This window comes from Klebsiella sp. 2019SCSN059 (assembly GCF_021739525.1).
Taxonomy (GTDB): Bacteria; Pseudomonadota; Gammaproteobacteria; order Enterobacterales; family Enterobacteriaceae; genus Klebsiella; species Klebsiella quasipneumoniae.
Map to the genome: position 1 here is coordinate 1 of NZ_JAKKOM010000036.1, position 17185 is coordinate 17185.

The following is a 17185-nucleotide window of genomic DNA, read 5'->3' on the forward strand; positions in this document are numbered from 1 at the left end:
CGGGAATAGCTCAGTTGGTAGAGCACGACCTTGCCAAGGTCGGGGTCGCGAGTTCGAGTCTCGTTTCCCGCTCCAAAATTTGAATGACACACCACACCAGTCGCAGTTTTCAGGTTGCTACACAGTAGCTTGAATGACGATGATTAAGCGGGAATAGCTCAGTTGGTAGAGCACGACCTTGCCAAGGTCGGGGTCGCGAGTTCGAGTCTCGTTTCCCGCTCCAAATTTTCTTCCATCTCTTATTTATCCACAGTGCAATCCAGCGCCGGGGATGATTTTCGTTTGGTCTGCAGAAATACTGTGAACAGAGTTATCCACAGGTTGTCGTTTCGTCTCTGACGGCGTAAATGCTTCGCTTTGTAAATAATATCTTTATATCTAATTGAAATTTAACAATTAAATTTCATTTCGAAATGTTAATTCGATCACTTGACCTCGGTCTGCGCCTTGAAACGCAATGTGTTTTAGATTTTATTCACAGCCTGTGAATGAATCAGGCGTCGCGCGGCAGCCCTTTCTCTACCACCCTGACCAGACGTAATTTTTTCGGCAGCTGTACTTCAACGGCGTCGGCGCTCCGTTTTTTCAGCTGCTGGGCCATCGCCCACTCAATGTGTTCGTCGAGAAGCGGGTGCTCGCCCAGGCGACTCTCCAGCGCGCGAAGATGGGCTTCATCCCAGGGCGCATTACCCAGCGCGACGGCGATATTACGCAGCCAGCGCAGGTGACCAATGCGACGAATCGCCGACCCTTCGGTCACCTTCAGAAACCACGCTTCGCTCCAGGCGAACAGCTCCACCAGCGGCGGGGCATGCAGTGCCTGGCGCGGACTGAAATCCTCTTCATCGGTGAGCTGTGAGAAACGGTTCCACGGGCAGATGAGCTGGCAGTCGTCACAGCCATAGATCCGGTTGCCGATGAGCGGACGGAATTCCTCCGGGATCGCGCCTTCCAGTTCGATGGTGAGATAGGAGATGCAGCGGCGGGCGTCGACGGTATAGGGCTCGACGATGGCCCCGGTGGGGCAGATGGTCATGCAGGCGACGCAGCGTCCACACTCCTCCGCGACCGGGCTGTCGACCGGCAGGGGCAGGTCAATCAGCAGTTCGCCGAGGAAAAAGAAGGATCCGGCGTCGCGGCTTAAGATAAGTGAGTGCTTACCTGTCCATCCAAGGCCCGCTTTTTCTGCGATGGGCCGCTCCAGAATAGGCGCGGAATCGACAAAAGGTCTAAAATTGAGCGAAGCACACTGTTCCTGAATCTTCTCACCCAGTTTTTTCAGGCGATTACGTAGCAGCTTATGATAATCACGCCCAAGGGCATAACGGCTGACGTAACCCAGCGCGGGATCTTTCAGGGTGCGGGCAAAGGCGGCGTTGGCGGGCAGATAGTTCATCCGCACGCTGATGACGCGTAACGTACCGGGCAGCAGTTCGTGGGGGCGGGCGCGCATCATACCGTGACGGGCCATCCACTCCATTTCGCCGTGGTATTGTTTATCCAGCCATGCCTGCAGTTTGGGTTCACTGGCGCTAAGGTCGGTATCGGCGATACCGACCTGCTGGAACCCGAGCTCTGTGCCCCATTGTTTGATTTGTTGCGCTAACTGAACGAGATCGAGGGGCTGTGACATGATGGACCATACAATGACGAAAAACCCTGACAGTATACCATACAACATTTGGCCTGCGGAGGCGCTGCGCCTGGCCGAACGAGAGGCGGCGGACAGCCTGGGACTGACGCTGTTTGAACTGATGCAGCGCGCGGGCGAGGCGGCGTTCCAGCTGGCCAGCCGCGCTTTTCCTGACAGCGCGCACTGGCTGATCCTCTGCGGGCATGGCAACAACGGCGGCGACGGATATGTCGTCGCGCGTCTGGCCCAGGCCGCCGGGCGGCGGGTGACGCTGCTGGCGGTGGAGAGTGACAACCCGCTGCCGGAAGAGGCGCAGGCGGCGCGGGAGGCATGGCTTAACGCCGGCGGCGTGATCCATGCGGCCACTGTCCCCTGGCCAGACGATATCTCACTGATTATTGATGGCCTGCTTGGCACCGGGTTGCGCAGTGCGCCGCGCGAATCCATCGCGGCGCTCATCCACCAGGCGAACCACCATCCTGCGCCGGTGGTGGCTCTGGATATCCCTTCCGGCCTGAATGCGCAGACCGGCGCGACGCCGGGGGCGGTCATTCAGGCCGACCATACGCTGACGTTTATTGCGCTCAAGCCGGGGCTGCTGACCGGCAAGGCGCGGGATGTCGTCGGGCAGCTCCACCATCATGCGCTGGGGCTTGAGCGCTGGCTCGCCGGACAAAGTACTCCCCTGACGCGATTTTGCGCCGCCCACCTTGCCGACTGGCTGCCGCCGCGCCGGGCTACCTCCCATAAGGGCGATCACGGCAAGCTGGCGATCGTCGGCGGCGATCGCGGCACGGCAGGCGCGATTCGCATGTGCGGTGAAGCGGCTTTACGCGCCGGCGCAGGGCTGGTGCGAGTACTCACTCACCCTGAGAACGTGGCGCCCATTGTCACCGCCCGGCCGGAATTAATGGTGGATGAACTGACGCCGCAGACCCTGAAAGCCGCGCTGGAATGGGCGGATGTGGTGGCGATTGGCCCGGGCCTGGGGCAGAACGAGTGGGGACGCAGCGCCCTGCGCATGCTGGAAAGTGTTAACAAACCGATGGTCTGGGACGCAGACGCGCTGAACCTGCTGGCATTCAATCCCGATAAACGTCACAATCGCGTGCTGACGCCGCACCCCGGCGAAGCGGCCCGTCTGCTGAACGTCAGCGTGGCAGAAATTGAAAACGATCGCTTACTTTCTGCGCAGCGTCTGGTAAAACGGTATGGCGGCGTGGTCGTGCTGAAAGGCGCGGGCACGGTGGTGGCCAGTGAAAGCGGGGCGATGGGCATTATCGACGCCGGCAATGCCGGGATGGCCAGCGGCGGAATGGGCGATGTGCTCACTGGCATTATCGCCGCATTGTTAGGACAGCACCTGACGCCGTATGATGCTGCCTGTGCCGGGTGCGTCGCGCATGGCGATGCCGCCGACCGACTGGCCGCCCGCGAGGGCACCCGCGGCATGCTGGCGACCGATCTCTTTTCCACGCTCAGGCGTGTTGTTAACCCGGATGTGATTGACGTAGACCATGATTAACCGAGTGATTCCTTTACCCGATGAGCAGGCCACGCTGGCCCTGGGCGACCGTATTGCGCAGGCCTGTACCGGCGCCACCGTGATTTACCTGTATGGTGACTTAGGCGCGGGGAAAACCACCTTTAGCCGCGGCTTTTTACAGGCGCTCGGTCACCGCGGCAATGTCAAAAGCCCAACCTATACCCTGGTGGAGCCGTACACCCTCGACAAACTGATGGTGTATCACTTCGATCTCTACCGCCTGGCGGATCCTGAGGAGCTGGAATTTATGGGGATCCGCGATTATTTTGCCGACGATGCCATCTGCCTGGTGGAATGGCCGCAGCAAGGCGCAGGTGTCCTGCCTGACCCGGACGTTGAAATTCACCTTGATTACCAGGCACAAGGGCGTGAGGCGCGCATGACCGCGATCTCCTCACGGGGTGAATCTTTACTGGCGCGTTTAGCCATTTAGCCTGAAGGATGACGGGATGAAGTATCGCATAACCACCTGGCTTGCCGCTGCGCTGATGCTGTCGAGTCTTCACGCCACTGCGGCGAGTTTATCCGATATCCAGGTCTCCAACGGAGACCAGCAGGCCCGTATTACTCTTAGCTTTGTCGGTGAACCGGAGTATTCCTTTACCCCGCAGGGCAAACGACTGGTGGCGCTGGATATCAAGCAGACCGGCGTATTGCAGGGACTGCCGCTGAAATTTAGCGGCAGCAACCTGGTGAAGAGTATTCGCGCCGGTACGCCGCAGGATACGCAGACGCTGCGTCTGCTGGTGGATCTGACGGAAGATGGCAAAACCCGGGCGGTGAAGCAGCAGAACGGGGCGAATTACACGGTGGTCTTTACCATCAACGCCGACGTGCCGCCGCCACCGCCGCCGCCTCCTGTGGTGGTGAAACGGGCCGACCCGCCGCCGGTAATGCCTTCCCGGACGGCGACGGCGGGACGCAATCCGTTTAGCTCGTCGGGCCACGATCGGCAGACGGTGATGACCCCCTCTCAGCCGGCGATGACCAACAATCAGACCGTGACCCGTCCGGCGGCCCGCACGGTGTCGGCGCAGGATAAGGTGATTATCGCCATCGACGCCGGGCACGGCGGTCAGGATCCTGGCGCGATTGGTCCGAATGGCACCAAAGAGAAGAACGTGACTATCGCTATCGCGCGCAAGCTGCGGGCGCTGCTGAACGCCGATCCGCAGTTTAAACCGGTGCTGACCCGTGACGGGGATTACTTTATTTCGGTAATGGGGCGCTCGGATGTGGCGCGTAAGCAAAACGCCAACTTCCTCGTCTCAATCCATGCCGACGCCGCGCCAAACCGCGATGCCACCGGCGCCTCGGTATGGGTGCTCTCGAACCGTCGCGCCAACAGTGAAATGGCCGGCTGGCTGGAGCAGCATGAGAAGCAGTCTGAACTGCTCGGCGGCGCGGGCGATGTGCTGGCGAACAGCCAGGCCGATCCCTACCTGAGCCAGGCGGTGCTGGATCTGCAGTTCGGTCACTCCCAGCGCGTCGGCTACGATGTGGCGACCAACGTGCTCAGCCAGCTGCAGCGGATTGGCAATCTGCATAAGCGCCGTCCTGAGCATGCCAGCCTCGGCGTACTGCGCTCGCCGGACATTCCGTCGATCCTCGTGGAAACAGGCTTTATCAGTAACAACGGGGAAGAACGGCTGCTGGGGAGCGATGATTACCAGGAGCAGATTGCGGAGGCGATTTACAACGGTCTGCGCAACTACTTTATGCAGCATCCGCTGCAGTCGGCGCCTCGCGGCGAGGCGGCGCAGACCGCCAGCGCCGCAGCGCCAGGCGGGATGTTGATTAACTAAGGAGCAGGGGATGCCGATTCAGGTTCTGCCGCCGCAGCTCGCCAACCAGATTGCCGCCGGCGAAGTGGTGGAACGGCCCGCGTCGGTGGTGAAAGAGCTGGTTGAAAACAGCCTTGATGCGGGCGCCACGCGAATTGATATTGATATCGAACGCGGCGGCGCGAAGCTCATTCGCATTCGCGATAACGGCTGCGGCATCAAAAAAGACGAGCTGGCGCTGGCCCTGGCTCGCCACGCGACCAGCAAAATCGCCTCGCTCGACGATCTCGAAGCCATTATCAGCCTCGGCTTTCGCGGCGAAGCGCTGGCCAGTATTAGCTCGGTGGCGCGTCTGACGCTCACCTCGCGCACGGCGGAACAGCAGGAAGCCTGGCAGGCGTATGCCGAAGGCCGCGATCAGGCGGTGACGGTGAAGCCGGCGGCGCACCCGGTCGGCACCACCCTGGAAGTCCTCGATCTGTTCTACAATACCCCGGCGCGGCGCAAATTTATGCGTACCGAAAAGACTGAGTTCGGCCACATTGACGAGGTGGTCCGCCGCATTGCGCTGGCGCGCTTCGACGTCACCATCAACCTCAGCCATAACGGCAAGGTGATGCGCCAGTATCGGGCAGTCGCTCAGGATGGCCAACGGGAGCGGCGGCTGGGAACCATCTGTGGCGCCGCCTTTCTTGAACATGCCCTGGCGATTGAGTGGCAGCATGGCGATCTGACCCTGCGCGGCTGGGTCGCCGATCCGCTGCATACCACCCCTGCGCTGGCGGAAATTCAGTATTGCTATGTTAACGGGCGGATGATGCGCGACCGGCTGATCAACCACGCTATCCGCCAGGCCTGTGAAGACAAACTGGGGGCCGATCAGCAGCCGGCGTTTGTGCTGTATCTGGAGATCGATCCCCATCAGGTGGATGTGAACGTCCACCCGGCTAAGCATGAGGTGCGTTTCCATCAGTCGCGCCTGGTGCATGACTTTATCTACCAGGGCGTACTGAGCGTGCTGCAGCAGCAACTTGACGCGCCGCTGGCGGAAAAAGACGACCCGCCGGCGCCCCGTGCGATGCCGGAGAACCGGATCGCGGCGGGCGGCAACCAGTTTGCGCGGCCGTCGGAAGCGCGTGAACCGGCAACCCGTTTCAGCATCACGCCATCGCGTGAGTCTGCGGCCTCCAGCGGCAGGCCGGGCGGCGCGAGCTGGCCGCACGCGCAGCCGGGTTACCAGAAGCAGCAAGGGGCGCTTTATCGTCAGTTGCTCGACACGCCAACGGCGCCAAAGCCCGCGTTACAGACTCCGGCCACGGCGGAACTGGCCGGTCACAGCCAGAGCTTTGGCAGAGTGCTGACGATTGTGAGCCGCGACTGCGCGCTGCTGGAGCGCGAGGGCGGCCTGGCGCTGCTGTCGTTGACCGTTGCCGAGCGCTGGCTGCGCCAGGCGCAGTTAACCCCGGGAGCAGAGGCCGTCTGTGCCCAGCCGCTGTTGATCCCCCTGCGGTTAAAAGTGACGGAAGGGGAAAAACAGGCGCTGGCCGCCGCGCAGTCGGCGCTGACGCAGCTGGGGATCGATATGCATACCGATGCCCTGCACGTGACGGTGCGCGCGGTCCCTTTACCCTTAAGACAACAAAATTTACAAATCTTGATTCCTGAACTGATAGGCTACCTGGCGCAGCAAAACGCATTCGACGTCGGCAATATCGCCCAATGGATGGCGCGTAATCTGACGAGCGAACAGACGTCATGGAATATGGCGCAGGCGATTGCGCTGCTGGCGGACGTTGAGCGTCTTTGCCCGCAGCTGGTGAGAACGCCGCCGGGTGGCCTGTTACAACCTGTAGATCTCCATTCGGCGATGAATGCCCTGAAAGATGAATGATGTAACCGAGGCGAGCCTGCCCAAGGCAATTTTTTTAATGGGCCCGACGGCCTCCGGCAAAACCGCGCTGGCGATAGCCTTACGTAAAGTTTTGCCAGTAGAGTTGATTAGTGTTGATTCCGCCCTCATTTATCGGGGAATGGATATTGGCACCGCCAAACCGGATGCCGCAGAGCTGAGCGCCGCGCCGCACCGGCTGCTGGATATTTTGGATCCTGCAGAGGCCTATTCCGCGGCGGATTTTCGCCGCGATGCGCTGGCGGCGATGGCGGAAATTGTCGCCGCCGGGCGAATTCCGCTGTTAGTCGGCGGGACGATGTTGTATTTCAAAGCGTTGCTGGAAGGATTGTCGCCCTTACCGTCCGCTGACCCAGAGGTCAGAGCGCGGATTGAGCAACAGGCCGCAGAGCAGGGGTGGAACGCGTTACATCAGCAGTTACAGGAGATCGATCCCGTGGCGGCTGCGCGTATTCATCCAAATGATCCGCAAAGGCTTTCCCGGGCACTGGAAGTTTTTTTCATTTCGGGTAAAACTTTAACGGAACTGACGCAAACGTCAGGAGACGCTCTGCCATATCAGGTGCATCAGTTCGCCATCGCCCCGGCGAGCCGTGAACTGCTCCATCAACGCATAGAACAGCGTTTTCATCAGATGTTAGCTTCAGGTTTTGAAGCAGAAGTACGGGCGCTTTTTGCCCGCGGAGATTTGCATACGGATATGCCTTCCATCCGTTGTGTCGGATACCGCCAGATGTGGTCATATCTCAATGGCGAGATCCCATATGATGAAATGGTTTATCGAGGTGTTTGCGCCACGAGACAGTTAGCCAAACGTCAGGTCACCTGGCTGCGCGGTTGGGAAGGTGTGCACTGGTTAGACAGTGAACAACCTGAACAAGCGCTCAACAAAGTATTACAGGTTGTTGGTGCGAGCCAGAACTGAACGTGTACAATTAAACGGTATCGTGCGTAATTTTTTTTGAGAATCGTAAGGTTCTGAGTACAAAACAAGCATACATATAAGGAAAAGAGAGAATGGCTAAGGGGCAATCTTTACAAGATCCGTTCCTGAACGCTTTGCGTCGGGAACGCGTTCCGGTTTCTATTTATTTGGTGAATGGTATCAAGCTGCAAGGGCAAATTGAGTCTTTCGATCAGTTCGTGATCCTGTTGAAGAACACGGTCAGCCAGATGGTCTATAAGCACGCAATTTCTACTGTTGTCCCGTCTCGCCCGGTGTCTCACCACAGCAACAATGCTGGCGGCGGTTCCAGTAACTATCACCACGGTGGTAGCGCGCAGGGCTCTTCTGCGCCACAACAAGACAGCGACGACGCCGAATAAGGCTAGTGCTGTTTTTCCACGCCGGGGAGCCAGGTTTTCTGCGTTCCCCGCTGGTATTTTATAAGGGGTTTACGCTTGTTTGACCGTTATGACGCCGGTGAGCAGGCGGTACTGGTACACATCTATTTTTCGCAAGACAAAGATATGGAAGACCTCCAGGAGTTTGAAACTCTGGCCTCTTCCGCCGGTGTCGAAGCAATGCAGGTGATTACCGGTAGCCGTAAAGCACCGCACCCGAAGTATTTTGTTGGTGAAGGTAAGGCAGTCGAAATTGCGGAAGCCGTTAAAGCGACCGGCGCTTCGGTCGTGCTCTTCGATCATGCCCTGAGTCCGGCGCAAGAACGCAACCTGGAACGCCTGTGCGAATGCCGGGTTATCGATCGTACCGGTCTTATTTTAGATATTTTCGCTCAGCGCGCGCGCACCCATGAAGGGAAACTGCAGGTCGAGCTGGCGCAGCTGCGCCATATGGCGACCCGCCTTGTCCGCGGCTGGACCCACCTTGAAAGACAAAAGGGCGGGATCGGTTTGCGTGGCCCGGGTGAAACCCAGCTCGAAACTGACCGTCGTTTATTGCGTAACCGCATCATGCAGATCCTGTCGCGGCTGGAAAAAGTCGAAAAACAGCGTGAGCAGGGGCGGCGGTCGCGCGCGAAAGCCGATATTCCAACCGTGTCGCTGGTGGGCTACACCAACGCCGGAAAATCAACGCTCTTTAACCAGATCACCGCCGCCGAGGTCTATGCCGCGAACCAGCTGTTCGCGACCCTGGACCCGACGTTGCGCCGCATTGACGTCCCTGACGTCGGCGAAACGGTGCTGGCCGATACCGTCGGCTTTATTCGCCACCTGCCGCACGATCTGGTGGCCGCGTTTAAAGCGACGTTGCAGGAGACGCGTCAGGCGACGCTGCTGCTGCATGTGATTGACGCGGCGGATGTCCGCGTGCAGGAAAACATTGATGCGGTAAATACGGTTCTCGCTGAAATTGAGGCCGATGAGATCCCGGCGCTGCTGGTGATGAACAAAATCGACATGCTGGACGATTTTGAACCGCGCATCGATCGCGACGATGAAAATAAACCGATTCGGGTCTGGCTTTCCGCTCAGACCGGGGTTGGCGTACCACTGCTTTTTCAGGCGTTAACGGAGCGCCTTTCCGGTGAAGTGGCCCAGCATACGCTGCGCTTACCGCCGAAAGAAGGGCGACTGAGAAGCCGTTTCTATCAGCTTCAGGCGATAGAAAAAGAGTGGATGGAGGATGACGGCAGCGTGAGTCTGCAGGTGCGCATGCCGATCGTTGACTGGCGGCGCCTCTGTAAGCAAGAGCCAACGCTTGTTGACTATGTGGTTTGACCTTGCAGCTTGCCTGAAGATATTGACCCCTGTGGGGATATCAAAAACAAATATGGAGCATATACATGGCGTGGAATCAGCCCGGTAATAACGGACAGGACCGCGACCCGTGGGGGAGCAGCAAACCTGGCGGCAACTCTGAGGGAAATGGCAACAAAGGCGGTCGCGAGCAGGGGCCGCCGGATCTGGATGATATCTTCCGCAAGTTAAGTAAAAAACTTGGCGGGCTCGGCGGCGGCAAGGGCGGACTGGGCGGCGGCAATAGCGCGCAGGGACCTCGCGGACCGATGGGCGGGCGTATTGTCGGCATCGTTGCCGCGGCGGCAGTGATTATCTGGGCGGCCAGCGGTTTCTATACTATTAAAGAAGCCGAACGCGGCGTGGTCACCCGTTTTGGTAAGTTCAGCCATCTGGTTGAGCCGGGCCTGAACTGGAAGCCGACCTTTATCGATAACGTGCAGGCAGTAAACGTGGAGTCGGTACGTGAACTGGCGGCGTCCGGCGTCATGTTGACCTCTGACGAAAACGTGGTGCGCGTTGAGATGAACGTGCAGTACCGCGTCACCGATCCGGAGCGCTATCTGTTTAGCGTCACCAGCGCGGACGACAGCCTGCGTCAGGCCACCGACAGCGCGCTGCGCGGGGTGATCGGTAAATACACCATGGATCGCATTCTGACCGAAGGTCGTACCGTGATCCGTAGCGATACTCAGCGTGAGCTGGAAGAGACGATTCGCCCGTACAACATGGGCATCACTCTGCTGGACGTCAACTTCCAGACGGCACGTCCGCCGGAAGAGGTGAAAGCCGCGTTTGACGATGCCATTGCCGCGCGTGAGAACGAACAGCAGTACATTCGTGAAGCGGAGGCTTACACCAACGAAGTCCAGCCGCGCGCGAATGGTCAGGCGCAGCGTATCCTCGAAGAGGCACGCGCCTATAAGACCCAGACCGTCCTGGAAGCCCAGGGTGAAGTGGCTCGCTTTGCTAAGATCCTGCCGGAATACAAAGCCGCGCCGGAGATTACCCGCGAGCGTCTGTACATCGAAACGATGGAAAAAGTGCTGAGCCACACCCGTAAAGTGCTGGTTAATGACAGCAAAAACGGCAATCTGATGGTTCTGCCGCTGGACCAGATGCTGAAAGGCGCCGCTGCGCCGGCAGCAAAGAGCGATAGCAGTGACGCCAGCGATCTGCTGCGTCTGCCGCCTGCATCCAGCACTGGCAGCGCCAGCACCTCATCAACCTCGAGCTCAACCGGGGGTAGCATTATGGACCAACGCCGCGCTAACGCGCAGCGTAACGACTACCAGCGTCAGGGGGAATAACGATGCGTAAATCTGTTATCGCGATCATTGTCATCGTGCTGGTAGTGCTCTACATGTCAGTCTTTGTCGTGAAGGAGGGCGAGCGCGGTATCACGCTGCGTTTCGGTAAAGTTCTGCGCGACGACGAAAACAAGCCGCTGGTATACGCGCCAGGCCTGCACTTCAAGATCCCGTTTATCGAATCGGTGAAAATGCTGGATGCGCGTATTCAGACCATGGATAACCAGGCTGACCGTTTTGTCACCAAAGAGAAGAAAGACCTGATCGTCGACTCCTATATTAAATGGCGCATCAGCGACTTCAGCCGTTACTACCTGGCCACCGGCGGCGGCGACGTCTCCCAGGCAGAGGTGCTGCTGAAGCGTAAATTCTCGGACCGTCTGCGTTCTGAAATCGGCCGTCTGGATGTGAAAGACATCGTCACCGACTCCCGTGGCCGCCTGACGCTGGAAGTGCGTGATGCGCTGAACTCAGGGTCGGCCGGTACGGAAGACGAGGTTAGCACGCCGGCAGCTGACGACGCGATTGCCAAAGCGGCAGAGCGCGTGGAAGCTGAAACCAACGGCAAAGTGCAGGTGATCAACCCGAACAGTATGGCGGCGCTGGGTATTGAAGTCGTCGACGTGCGTATCAAGCAGATCAACCTGCCGGCGGAAGTGTCGGAAGCGATCTACAACCGTATGCGCGCGGAGCGTGAAGCGGTTGCTCGTCGCCACCGTTCACAGGGTCAGGAAGAGGCGGAAAAACTGCGCGCGACCGCGGACTATGAAGTCACCAAGACGCTGGCGGAAGCCGAGCGCCAGGGCCGTATCCTGCGTGGTGAAGGCGATGCGGAATCGGCAAAACTGTTTGCCGACGCGTTCAGCCAGGATCCGGGCTTCTATTCCTTTATTCGTAGCCTGCGCGCCTATGAGAAGAGCTTCCAGAGCAATCAGGATGTCATGGTCCTGAGCCCGGATAGCGATTTCTTCCGCTATATGCGTTCACCGGATTCGGTGCGTAAATAAGTCGAAGATGACAGTAACCTACAGTGGTTAATGCAAAAAGGCGCCTGAGACAGGCGCCTTTTTTTATGCTACGACGGCGTGAATTAGTTGCCGAGCAGCTTGTTCAGCAGGCCACCGATCACCGGCAGGCTCGCCAGCGTACTCTCGATGGTGCCGCCGATAGATGAGCCAACGCTTTCGCCCAGGGTTTTGCCCAGGTCCGGCGCCAGATCGGCCAGATTAATGGTGCCAAGCAGCGGCAGGTTGATGCTCAGGGCATCGGTGCCCATCGTCCATACGGCGGCGCCGACCTTACTACCTAAGGAGGCCAGGCCATCCTGTAACCAACCTGCGCCGCTCACATTTTCGATTTCAAATGCGGTTAATTCTCTCATGATAATCTTCCTGATTATGTAGACGTACCGGGTTGTAGTACGCGACGGCATAGTTACAGTTTAAAAAATATCCATCAATACAATTGGTTGTGAATTATGTTTCACTTTGCTGGTTCATAATGAAGCTGAAATACGGGACAATGTGAAATGAGTGAATGAATTCACTGTGCTGGCCGATGACGCCTGCGAAGGCGGCGATGATACTTTTCAATTAGGGTTGACGATGAACTCCACCATTTGGCTGGCGCTGGCGCTGGTTTTAGTACTCGAAGGGCTTGGCCCGCTACTTTATCCGCGCGCCTGGCGCAAGATGGTCGCCAGCCTGAGCCAGCTCCCGGATAATTTATTGCGGCGCTTTGGCGGCGGACTTGTGGTTGCCGGGATTGTGATCTACTACATGTTGAGGAAATCGATTGGCTGATCAAAAAGTGGTCGGATTTGCCTTATTTTGGATGCAAAAAGTGCTGTAACTCTGAAAAAGCGATGGTAGAATCCATTTTTAAGCAAACGGTGATTTTGAAAAATGGGTAACAACGTCGTCGTACTGGGCACCCAATGGGGTGACGAAGGTAAAGGGAAGATCGTCGATCTCCTGACAGAACGGGCTAAATATGTTGTGCGCTACCAGGGTGGTCACAACGCCGGCCATACTCTCGTAATCAACGGTGAAAAAACCGTTCTCCATCTTATTCCATCAGGCATTCTGCGTGAAAACGTCACCAGCATCATCGGTAACGGCGTCGTGCTGTCTCCGGCTGCGCTGATGAAAGAGATGAAGGGCCTGGAAGACCGTGGTATCCCGGTTCGCGAGCGTCTGCTGCTCTCTGAAGCCTGCCCGCTTATCCTTGACTATCACGTGGCGCTGGACGTGGCACGTGAAAAAGCGCGCGGCGCGAAGGCTATCGGCACCACCGGTCGCGGCATCGGCCCGGCTTACGAAGATAAAGTCGCTCGTCGCGGTCTGCGCGTTGGCGATCTGTTCGATAAAGCAACCTTCGCCGATAAACTGAAAGAAGTGATGGAATATCACAACTTCCAGCTGGTGAACTTCTACAAAGCAGAAGCCGTTGACTACCAGAAAGTGCTGGACGATGTGATGGCGATTGCCGACATCCTGACCGGCATGGTGGTGGACGTTTCCGACCTGCTGGATCAGGCGCGTAAACGTGGCGACTTCGTGATGTTCGAAGGCGCGCAGGGCACGCTGCTGGATATCGACCATGGTACTTATCCGTACGTAACCTCTTCCAACACCACCGCCGGTGGCGTGGCGACCGGCTCCGGCCTGGGCCCGCGTTATGTGGATTACGTTCTGGGTATCATCAAAGCTTACTCGACTCGCGTAGGCGCGGGTCCGTTCCCGACCGAGCTGTTTGATGAAACCGGCGAGTTCCTCTGCAAGCAGGGTAACGAATTCGGCGCCACCACCGGTCGTCGTCGTCGTACCGGCTGGCTGGACGCCGTCGCGGTTCGTCGCGCGGTGCAGATTAACTCCCTGTCCGGCTTCTGCCTGACTAAACTGGACGTCCTCGACGGCCTGAAAGAAGTGAAAATCTGCGTTGGCTACCGTATGCCGGATGGCCGCGAAGTGACCACCACTCCGCTGGCAGCCGACAACTGGGAAGGTATCGAGCCTATCTACGAAACCATGCCGGGCTGGTCTGAAACCACCTTCGGCGTGAAAGAGCGCAGCGGCCTGCCGCAGGCAGCGCTGAACTACATTCAGCGTATTGAAGAGCTGACCGGCGTTCCGGTTGATATCATCTCTACCGGTCCAGACCGTACCGAGACCATGATTCTGCGCGACCCGTTCGACGCATAATCACTCGCAAGGGGCGCCGTTCGGGCGCCCTTGTTTTTGCTGTTCGCCCGCCCCATTTTAAATAAATTAGCGGCCTGAGCGCTGGCTGGTTTATCATCAATAATAATGATGTCGCTCGACATACCCTGTTTTCTTTTCCCTGAGGTTTATGTGCAGTTAACGAGTTTCACCGATTACGGACTACGGGCGCTGATTTATATGGCGTCGCTGCCGGAAGGACGGATGACCAGTATCTCGGAAGTGACCGAGGTCTATGGCGTCTCCCGTAATCATATGGTTAAAATAATCAATCAGTTAAGTCGCATGGGCTACGTAACTGCCGTGCGGGGGAAGAACGGGGGCATTCGCCTCGGCAAACCAGCAGGACAGATCCGCGTCGGTGACGTGGTGCGCGACCTTGAACCCTTATCGCTGGTCAACTGCAGCAGCGAGTTTTGCCACATTACACCAGCCTGTCGTTTGAAACAGGCGCTAGCTGAAGCCGCGCAGAGTTTTCTCAAGGAACTGGATAACTATACGCTGGCTGATTTGGTTGAGAAGAATCAACCGCTTTATAAATTATTGCTGGTGGAGTGACGCCACTCTGCCGGAGATGACAACGGAGGAACCGATATGTCACAAGATCCATTCCAGGAACGCGAAGCTGAGAAGTACGCGAACCCAATCCCGAGCCGGGAATTTATCCTCGAACATTTAACCAAACGGGAAAAGCCTGCCAGCCGCGATGAGCTGGCCATCGAGTTAAATATCGAGGGCGAAGAGCAAACCGAAGCGCTGCGCCGCCGCCTGCGCGCGATGGAGCGCGACGGTCAACTGGTCTTCACCCGCCGTCAGTGCTATGCGCTGCCGGAGCGCCTTGATCTCCTCAAAGGAACCGTTATCGGCCACCGTGATGGCTATGGTTTCCTGCGCGTTGAAGGGCGCAAAGACGATCTCTATCTGTCGTCAGAGCAGATGAAAACCTGTATTCATGGCGACCAGGTGCTGGCCCAACCGCTGGGCGCGGACCGCAAGGGCCGCCGCGAAGCGCGCATTGTCCGCGTCCTGGTGCCGAAAACCAGCCAGATTGTTGGCCGCTACTTTACCGACGCTGGCGTCGGTTTCGTCGTCCCGGACGACAGTCGCCTGAGCTTCGATATCCTGATCCCGCCGGAAGAGATTATGGGCGCGCGGATGGGCTACGTGGTGGTGGTCGAGCTGACCCAGCGCCCGACCCGTCGCACCAAAGCCGTGGGGAAAATCGTCGAAGTGCTGGGCGACAACATGGGTACCGGCATGGCCGTCGATATGGCGCTGCGCACCCATGAAATTCCATACGTCTGGCCGCCGGCGGTAGAAAACCAGGTTTCCGGCCTGAAAGAGCAGGTGCCGGAAGAGGCGAAAGCCGGGCGCGTCGATCTGCGCTCCCTGCCGCTGGTCACCATTGACGGCGAAGATGCCCGCGACTTCGATGACGCGGTGTACTGCGAGAAGAAACGCGGCGGCGGCTGGCGCCTGTGGGTAGCCATTGCCGACGTCAGCTACTACGTGCGTCCGGGGACGCCGCTGGACGCTGAAGCGCGCAGCCGCGGAACCTCGGTCTACTTCCCGTCGCAGGTGGTGCCGATGCTGCCGGAAGTGCTGTCTAACGGTCTGTGCTCGCTGAACCCGCAGGTCGATCGCCTGTGCATGGTGTGCGAGATGACGATTTCGTCAAAAGGCCGTCTGACCGGTTATAAATTCTATGAAGCGGTGATGAGTTCACATGCTCGCCTGACCTATACCAAGGTGTGGCATATGCTGCAGGGCGACCAGGAGCTGCGTGAGCACTACGCGCCGCTGGTGAAGCATATTGAAGAACTGCATAACCTCTACAAGGTGCTGGATGGCGCCCGCGAAGAGCGCGGCGGTATCTCATTTGAAAGTGAAGAAGCTAAATTCATCTTCAACGCCGAGCGCCGTATCGAGCGTATCGAACAGACCCAGCGTAACGATGCGCACAAGCTGATTGAAGAGTGCATGATCCTGGCGAACATCTCCGCTGCGCGCTTCGTTGAGAAGGCGCAGGAGCCGGCGCTGTTCCGTATTCACGATAAGCCGAGCACCGAGGCGATTACCGCGTTCCGCAGCGTGCTGGCGGAGCTGGGTCTGGAACTGCCGGGCGGCAACAAGCCGGAGCCGCGCGATTACGCCGAACTGCTGACCTCCATCGCCGATCGCCCGGATGCGGAAATGCTGCAGACGATGCTCCTGCGGTCGATGAAGCAGGCGGTCTACGATCCGGAAAACCGCGGCCACTTTGGCCTCGCGCTGCAGTCCTATGCCCACTTCACCTCGCCGATCCGTCGTTACCCGGATCTGTCGCTGCACCGCGCCATCAAATATCTGCTGGCTAAAGAGCAGGGGCATAAAGGCAATAGCACGGAGACCGGCGGCTGGCACTACAGCATGGAAGAGATGCTGCAGCTGGGCGAGCACTGCTCGATGACCGAACGTCGCGCCGATGAAGCGACGCGCGAAGTCTCCGACTGGCTGAAGTGTGACTTCATGCAGGATCAGGTAGGCAATATCTTCTCCGGGGTTATCGCCAGCGTGACCGGCTTTGGCTTCTTTGTTCGTCTCAACGATCTGTTTATCGACGGCCTGGTGCATGTTTCCTCCCTGGATAACGACTACTATCGTTTCGACCAGGTGGGGCAGCGTCTGATCGGCGAGTCCGGCGGGCAGACCTATCGCCTGGGCGACCGCGTGGAAGTCCGTGTGGAAGCGGTCAACATGGACGAGCGTAAAATCGACTTTACCCTGATCTCCAGCGAGCGCGCGCCGCGTAATGTCGGCAAAACCGCCCGTGAGAAAGCGAAAAAGAGCACCTCCGGCAAACCGGGCGGCCGTCGTCGTCAGGTTGGTAAGCAGGTGAACTTCGAGCCGGACAGCGCGTTCCGCAAAGAAAAAGACCAGGCGAAAGCGAAGCCGAAAGGCGAGAAGAAAGCGAAAAAACCGTCGGCGAAAACGCAGAAAATCGCCGCCGCGACCAAAGCCAAGCGCGCGGCAAAGAAGAAGAGCGCCGAGTGATTGACCACCCTTCACTCTGAAGTCTGCTGACGCAGGACGGGGTGAAGGG

The 17185-nt window shown here is 58.3% G+C and carries 15 protein-coding genes and 1 tRNA gene; 14 read left to right on the plus strand and 2 right to left on the minus strand.

Annotation, left to right across the window (positions count from 1 at the left end; genetic code table 11):
- Positions 1 to 147 precede the first annotated feature (147 nt).
- A tRNA-Gly gene (locus tag L2I46_RS24635) sits at positions 148 to 223 on the plus strand.
- A gap of 270 nt (positions 224 to 493) precedes the next feature.
- Here the strand turns inward: L2I46_RS24635 and queG are convergent.
- The gene (queG, locus tag L2I46_RS24640; RefSeq protein ID WP_032454627.1) at positions 494 to 1633 is read right to left on the minus strand and encodes a tRNA epoxyqueuosine(34) reductase QueG; all 1140 of its coding nucleotides are present in this window, start codon (positions 1631 to 1633) and stop codon (positions 494 to 496) included.
- Positions 1634 to 1646: 13 nt separating this feature from the next.
- Here queG and nnr point away from each other — a divergent pair, with 13 nt between their 5' ends.
- The 9 genes from nnr to hflC all read left to right on the plus strand — a co-directional run bounded on the left by nnr (position 1647) and on the right by hflC (position 11889).
- A complete protein-coding gene (gene nnr, locus L2I46_RS24645) occupies positions 1647 to 3158 on the plus strand; it encodes a bifunctional ADP-dependent NAD(P)H-hydrate dehydratase/NAD(P)H-hydrate epimerase (protein WP_236948291.1) in 1512 nt (503 codons plus the stop codon).
- Positions 3151 to 3612, plus strand: a complete 462-nt coding sequence (gene tsaE / locus L2I46_RS24650; RefSeq protein WP_032454629.1) for a tRNA (adenosine(37)-N6)-threonylcarbamoyltransferase complex ATPase subunit type 1 TsaE — start codon at positions 3151 to 3153, stop codon at positions 3610 to 3612. The genes nnr and tsaE overlap by 8 nt, the downstream gene beginning before the upstream one ends.
- Positions 3613 to 3628: 16 nt before the next feature.
- Complete coding sequence (gene amiB, locus L2I46_RS24655) at positions 3629 to 4984, plus strand: N-acetylmuramoyl-L-alanine amidase AmiB (protein WP_236948292.1); 1356 nt, start codon at positions 3629 to 3631, stop codon at positions 4982 to 4984.
- Between the two features lie 10 nt (positions 4985 to 4994).
- Positions 4995 to 6854 carry a DNA mismatch repair endonuclease MutL gene (gene mutL, locus L2I46_RS24660; RefSeq protein ID WP_049014177.1) on the plus strand — a complete coding sequence of 620 codons (1860 nt, stop codon included), beginning with the start codon at positions 4995 to 4997 and terminating at the stop codon, positions 6852 to 6854.
- Entirely contained in the window at positions 6847 to 7797 is a 951-nt protein-coding gene (gene miaA, locus L2I46_RS24665; protein WP_004206442.1) for a tRNA (adenosine(37)-N6)-dimethylallyltransferase MiaA, read from the plus strand. The genes mutL and miaA overlap by 8 nt, the downstream gene beginning before the upstream one ends.
- A gap of 92 nt (positions 7798 to 7889) precedes the next feature.
- Positions 7890 to 8198: an RNA chaperone Hfq gene (gene hfq, locus L2I46_RS24670; RefSeq protein ID WP_002885659.1), complete on the plus strand. Its 309-nt coding sequence runs from the start codon at positions 7890 to 7892 to the stop codon at positions 8196 to 8198.
- Positions 8199 to 8273: 75 nt separating this feature from the next.
- Positions 8274 to 9554, plus strand: a complete 1281-nt coding sequence (gene hflX, locus L2I46_RS24675; RefSeq protein ID WP_004146725.1) for a ribosome rescue GTPase HflX — start codon at positions 8274 to 8276, stop codon at positions 9552 to 9554.
- Between the two features lie 65 nt (positions 9555 to 9619).
- Positions 9620 to 10882, plus strand: a complete 1263-nt coding sequence (gene hflK / locus L2I46_RS24680; protein WP_004206443.1) for an FtsH protease activity modulator HflK — start codon at positions 9620 to 9622, stop codon at positions 10880 to 10882.
- A gap of 2 nt (positions 10883 to 10884) precedes the next feature.
- Positions 10885 to 11889: a protease modulator HflC gene (gene hflC / locus L2I46_RS24685; RefSeq protein ID WP_004192484.1), complete on the plus strand. Its 1005-nt coding sequence runs from the start codon at positions 10885 to 10887 to the stop codon at positions 11887 to 11889.
- 83 nt (positions 11890 to 11972) lie between these two features.
- Here the strand turns inward: hflC and L2I46_RS24690 are convergent, their stop codons facing one another.
- Positions 11973 to 12263 (minus strand): hypothetical protein, encoded by a 291-nt coding sequence (locus L2I46_RS24690; protein WP_023291715.1) that lies wholly within the window; start codon positions 12261 to 12263, stop codon positions 11973 to 11975.
- Positions 12264 to 12486: 223 nt separating this feature from the next.
- On the opposite strand from L2I46_RS24690, the gene L2I46_RS24695 reads away from it, so the two are divergent.
- The 4 genes from L2I46_RS24695 to rnr all read left to right on the plus strand — a co-directional run bounded on the left by L2I46_RS24695 (position 12487) and on the right by rnr (position 17136).
- On the plus strand, positions 12487 to 12684 hold the full coding sequence (locus tag L2I46_RS24695) for a DUF2065 domain-containing protein (protein ID WP_002885664.1): 198 nt from the start codon (positions 12487 to 12489) through the stop codon (positions 12682 to 12684).
- 102 nt (positions 12685 to 12786) lie between these two features.
- Complete coding sequence (locus L2I46_RS24700) at positions 12787 to 14085, plus strand: adenylosuccinate synthase (protein ID WP_012543110.1); 1299 nt, start codon at positions 12787 to 12789, stop codon at positions 14083 to 14085.
- Between the two features lie 150 nt (positions 14086 to 14235).
- Complete coding sequence (nsrR, locus tag L2I46_RS24705; RefSeq protein WP_002885667.1) at positions 14236 to 14661, plus strand: nitric oxide-sensing transcriptional repressor NsrR; 426 nt, start codon at positions 14236 to 14238, stop codon at positions 14659 to 14661.
- Between the two features lie 36 nt (positions 14662 to 14697).
- On the plus strand, positions 14698 to 17136 hold the full coding sequence (gene rnr, locus L2I46_RS24710) for a ribonuclease R (RefSeq protein WP_023291716.1): 2439 nt from the start codon (positions 14698 to 14700) through the stop codon (positions 17134 to 17136).
- Positions 17137 to 17185: the final 49 nt, after the last annotated feature.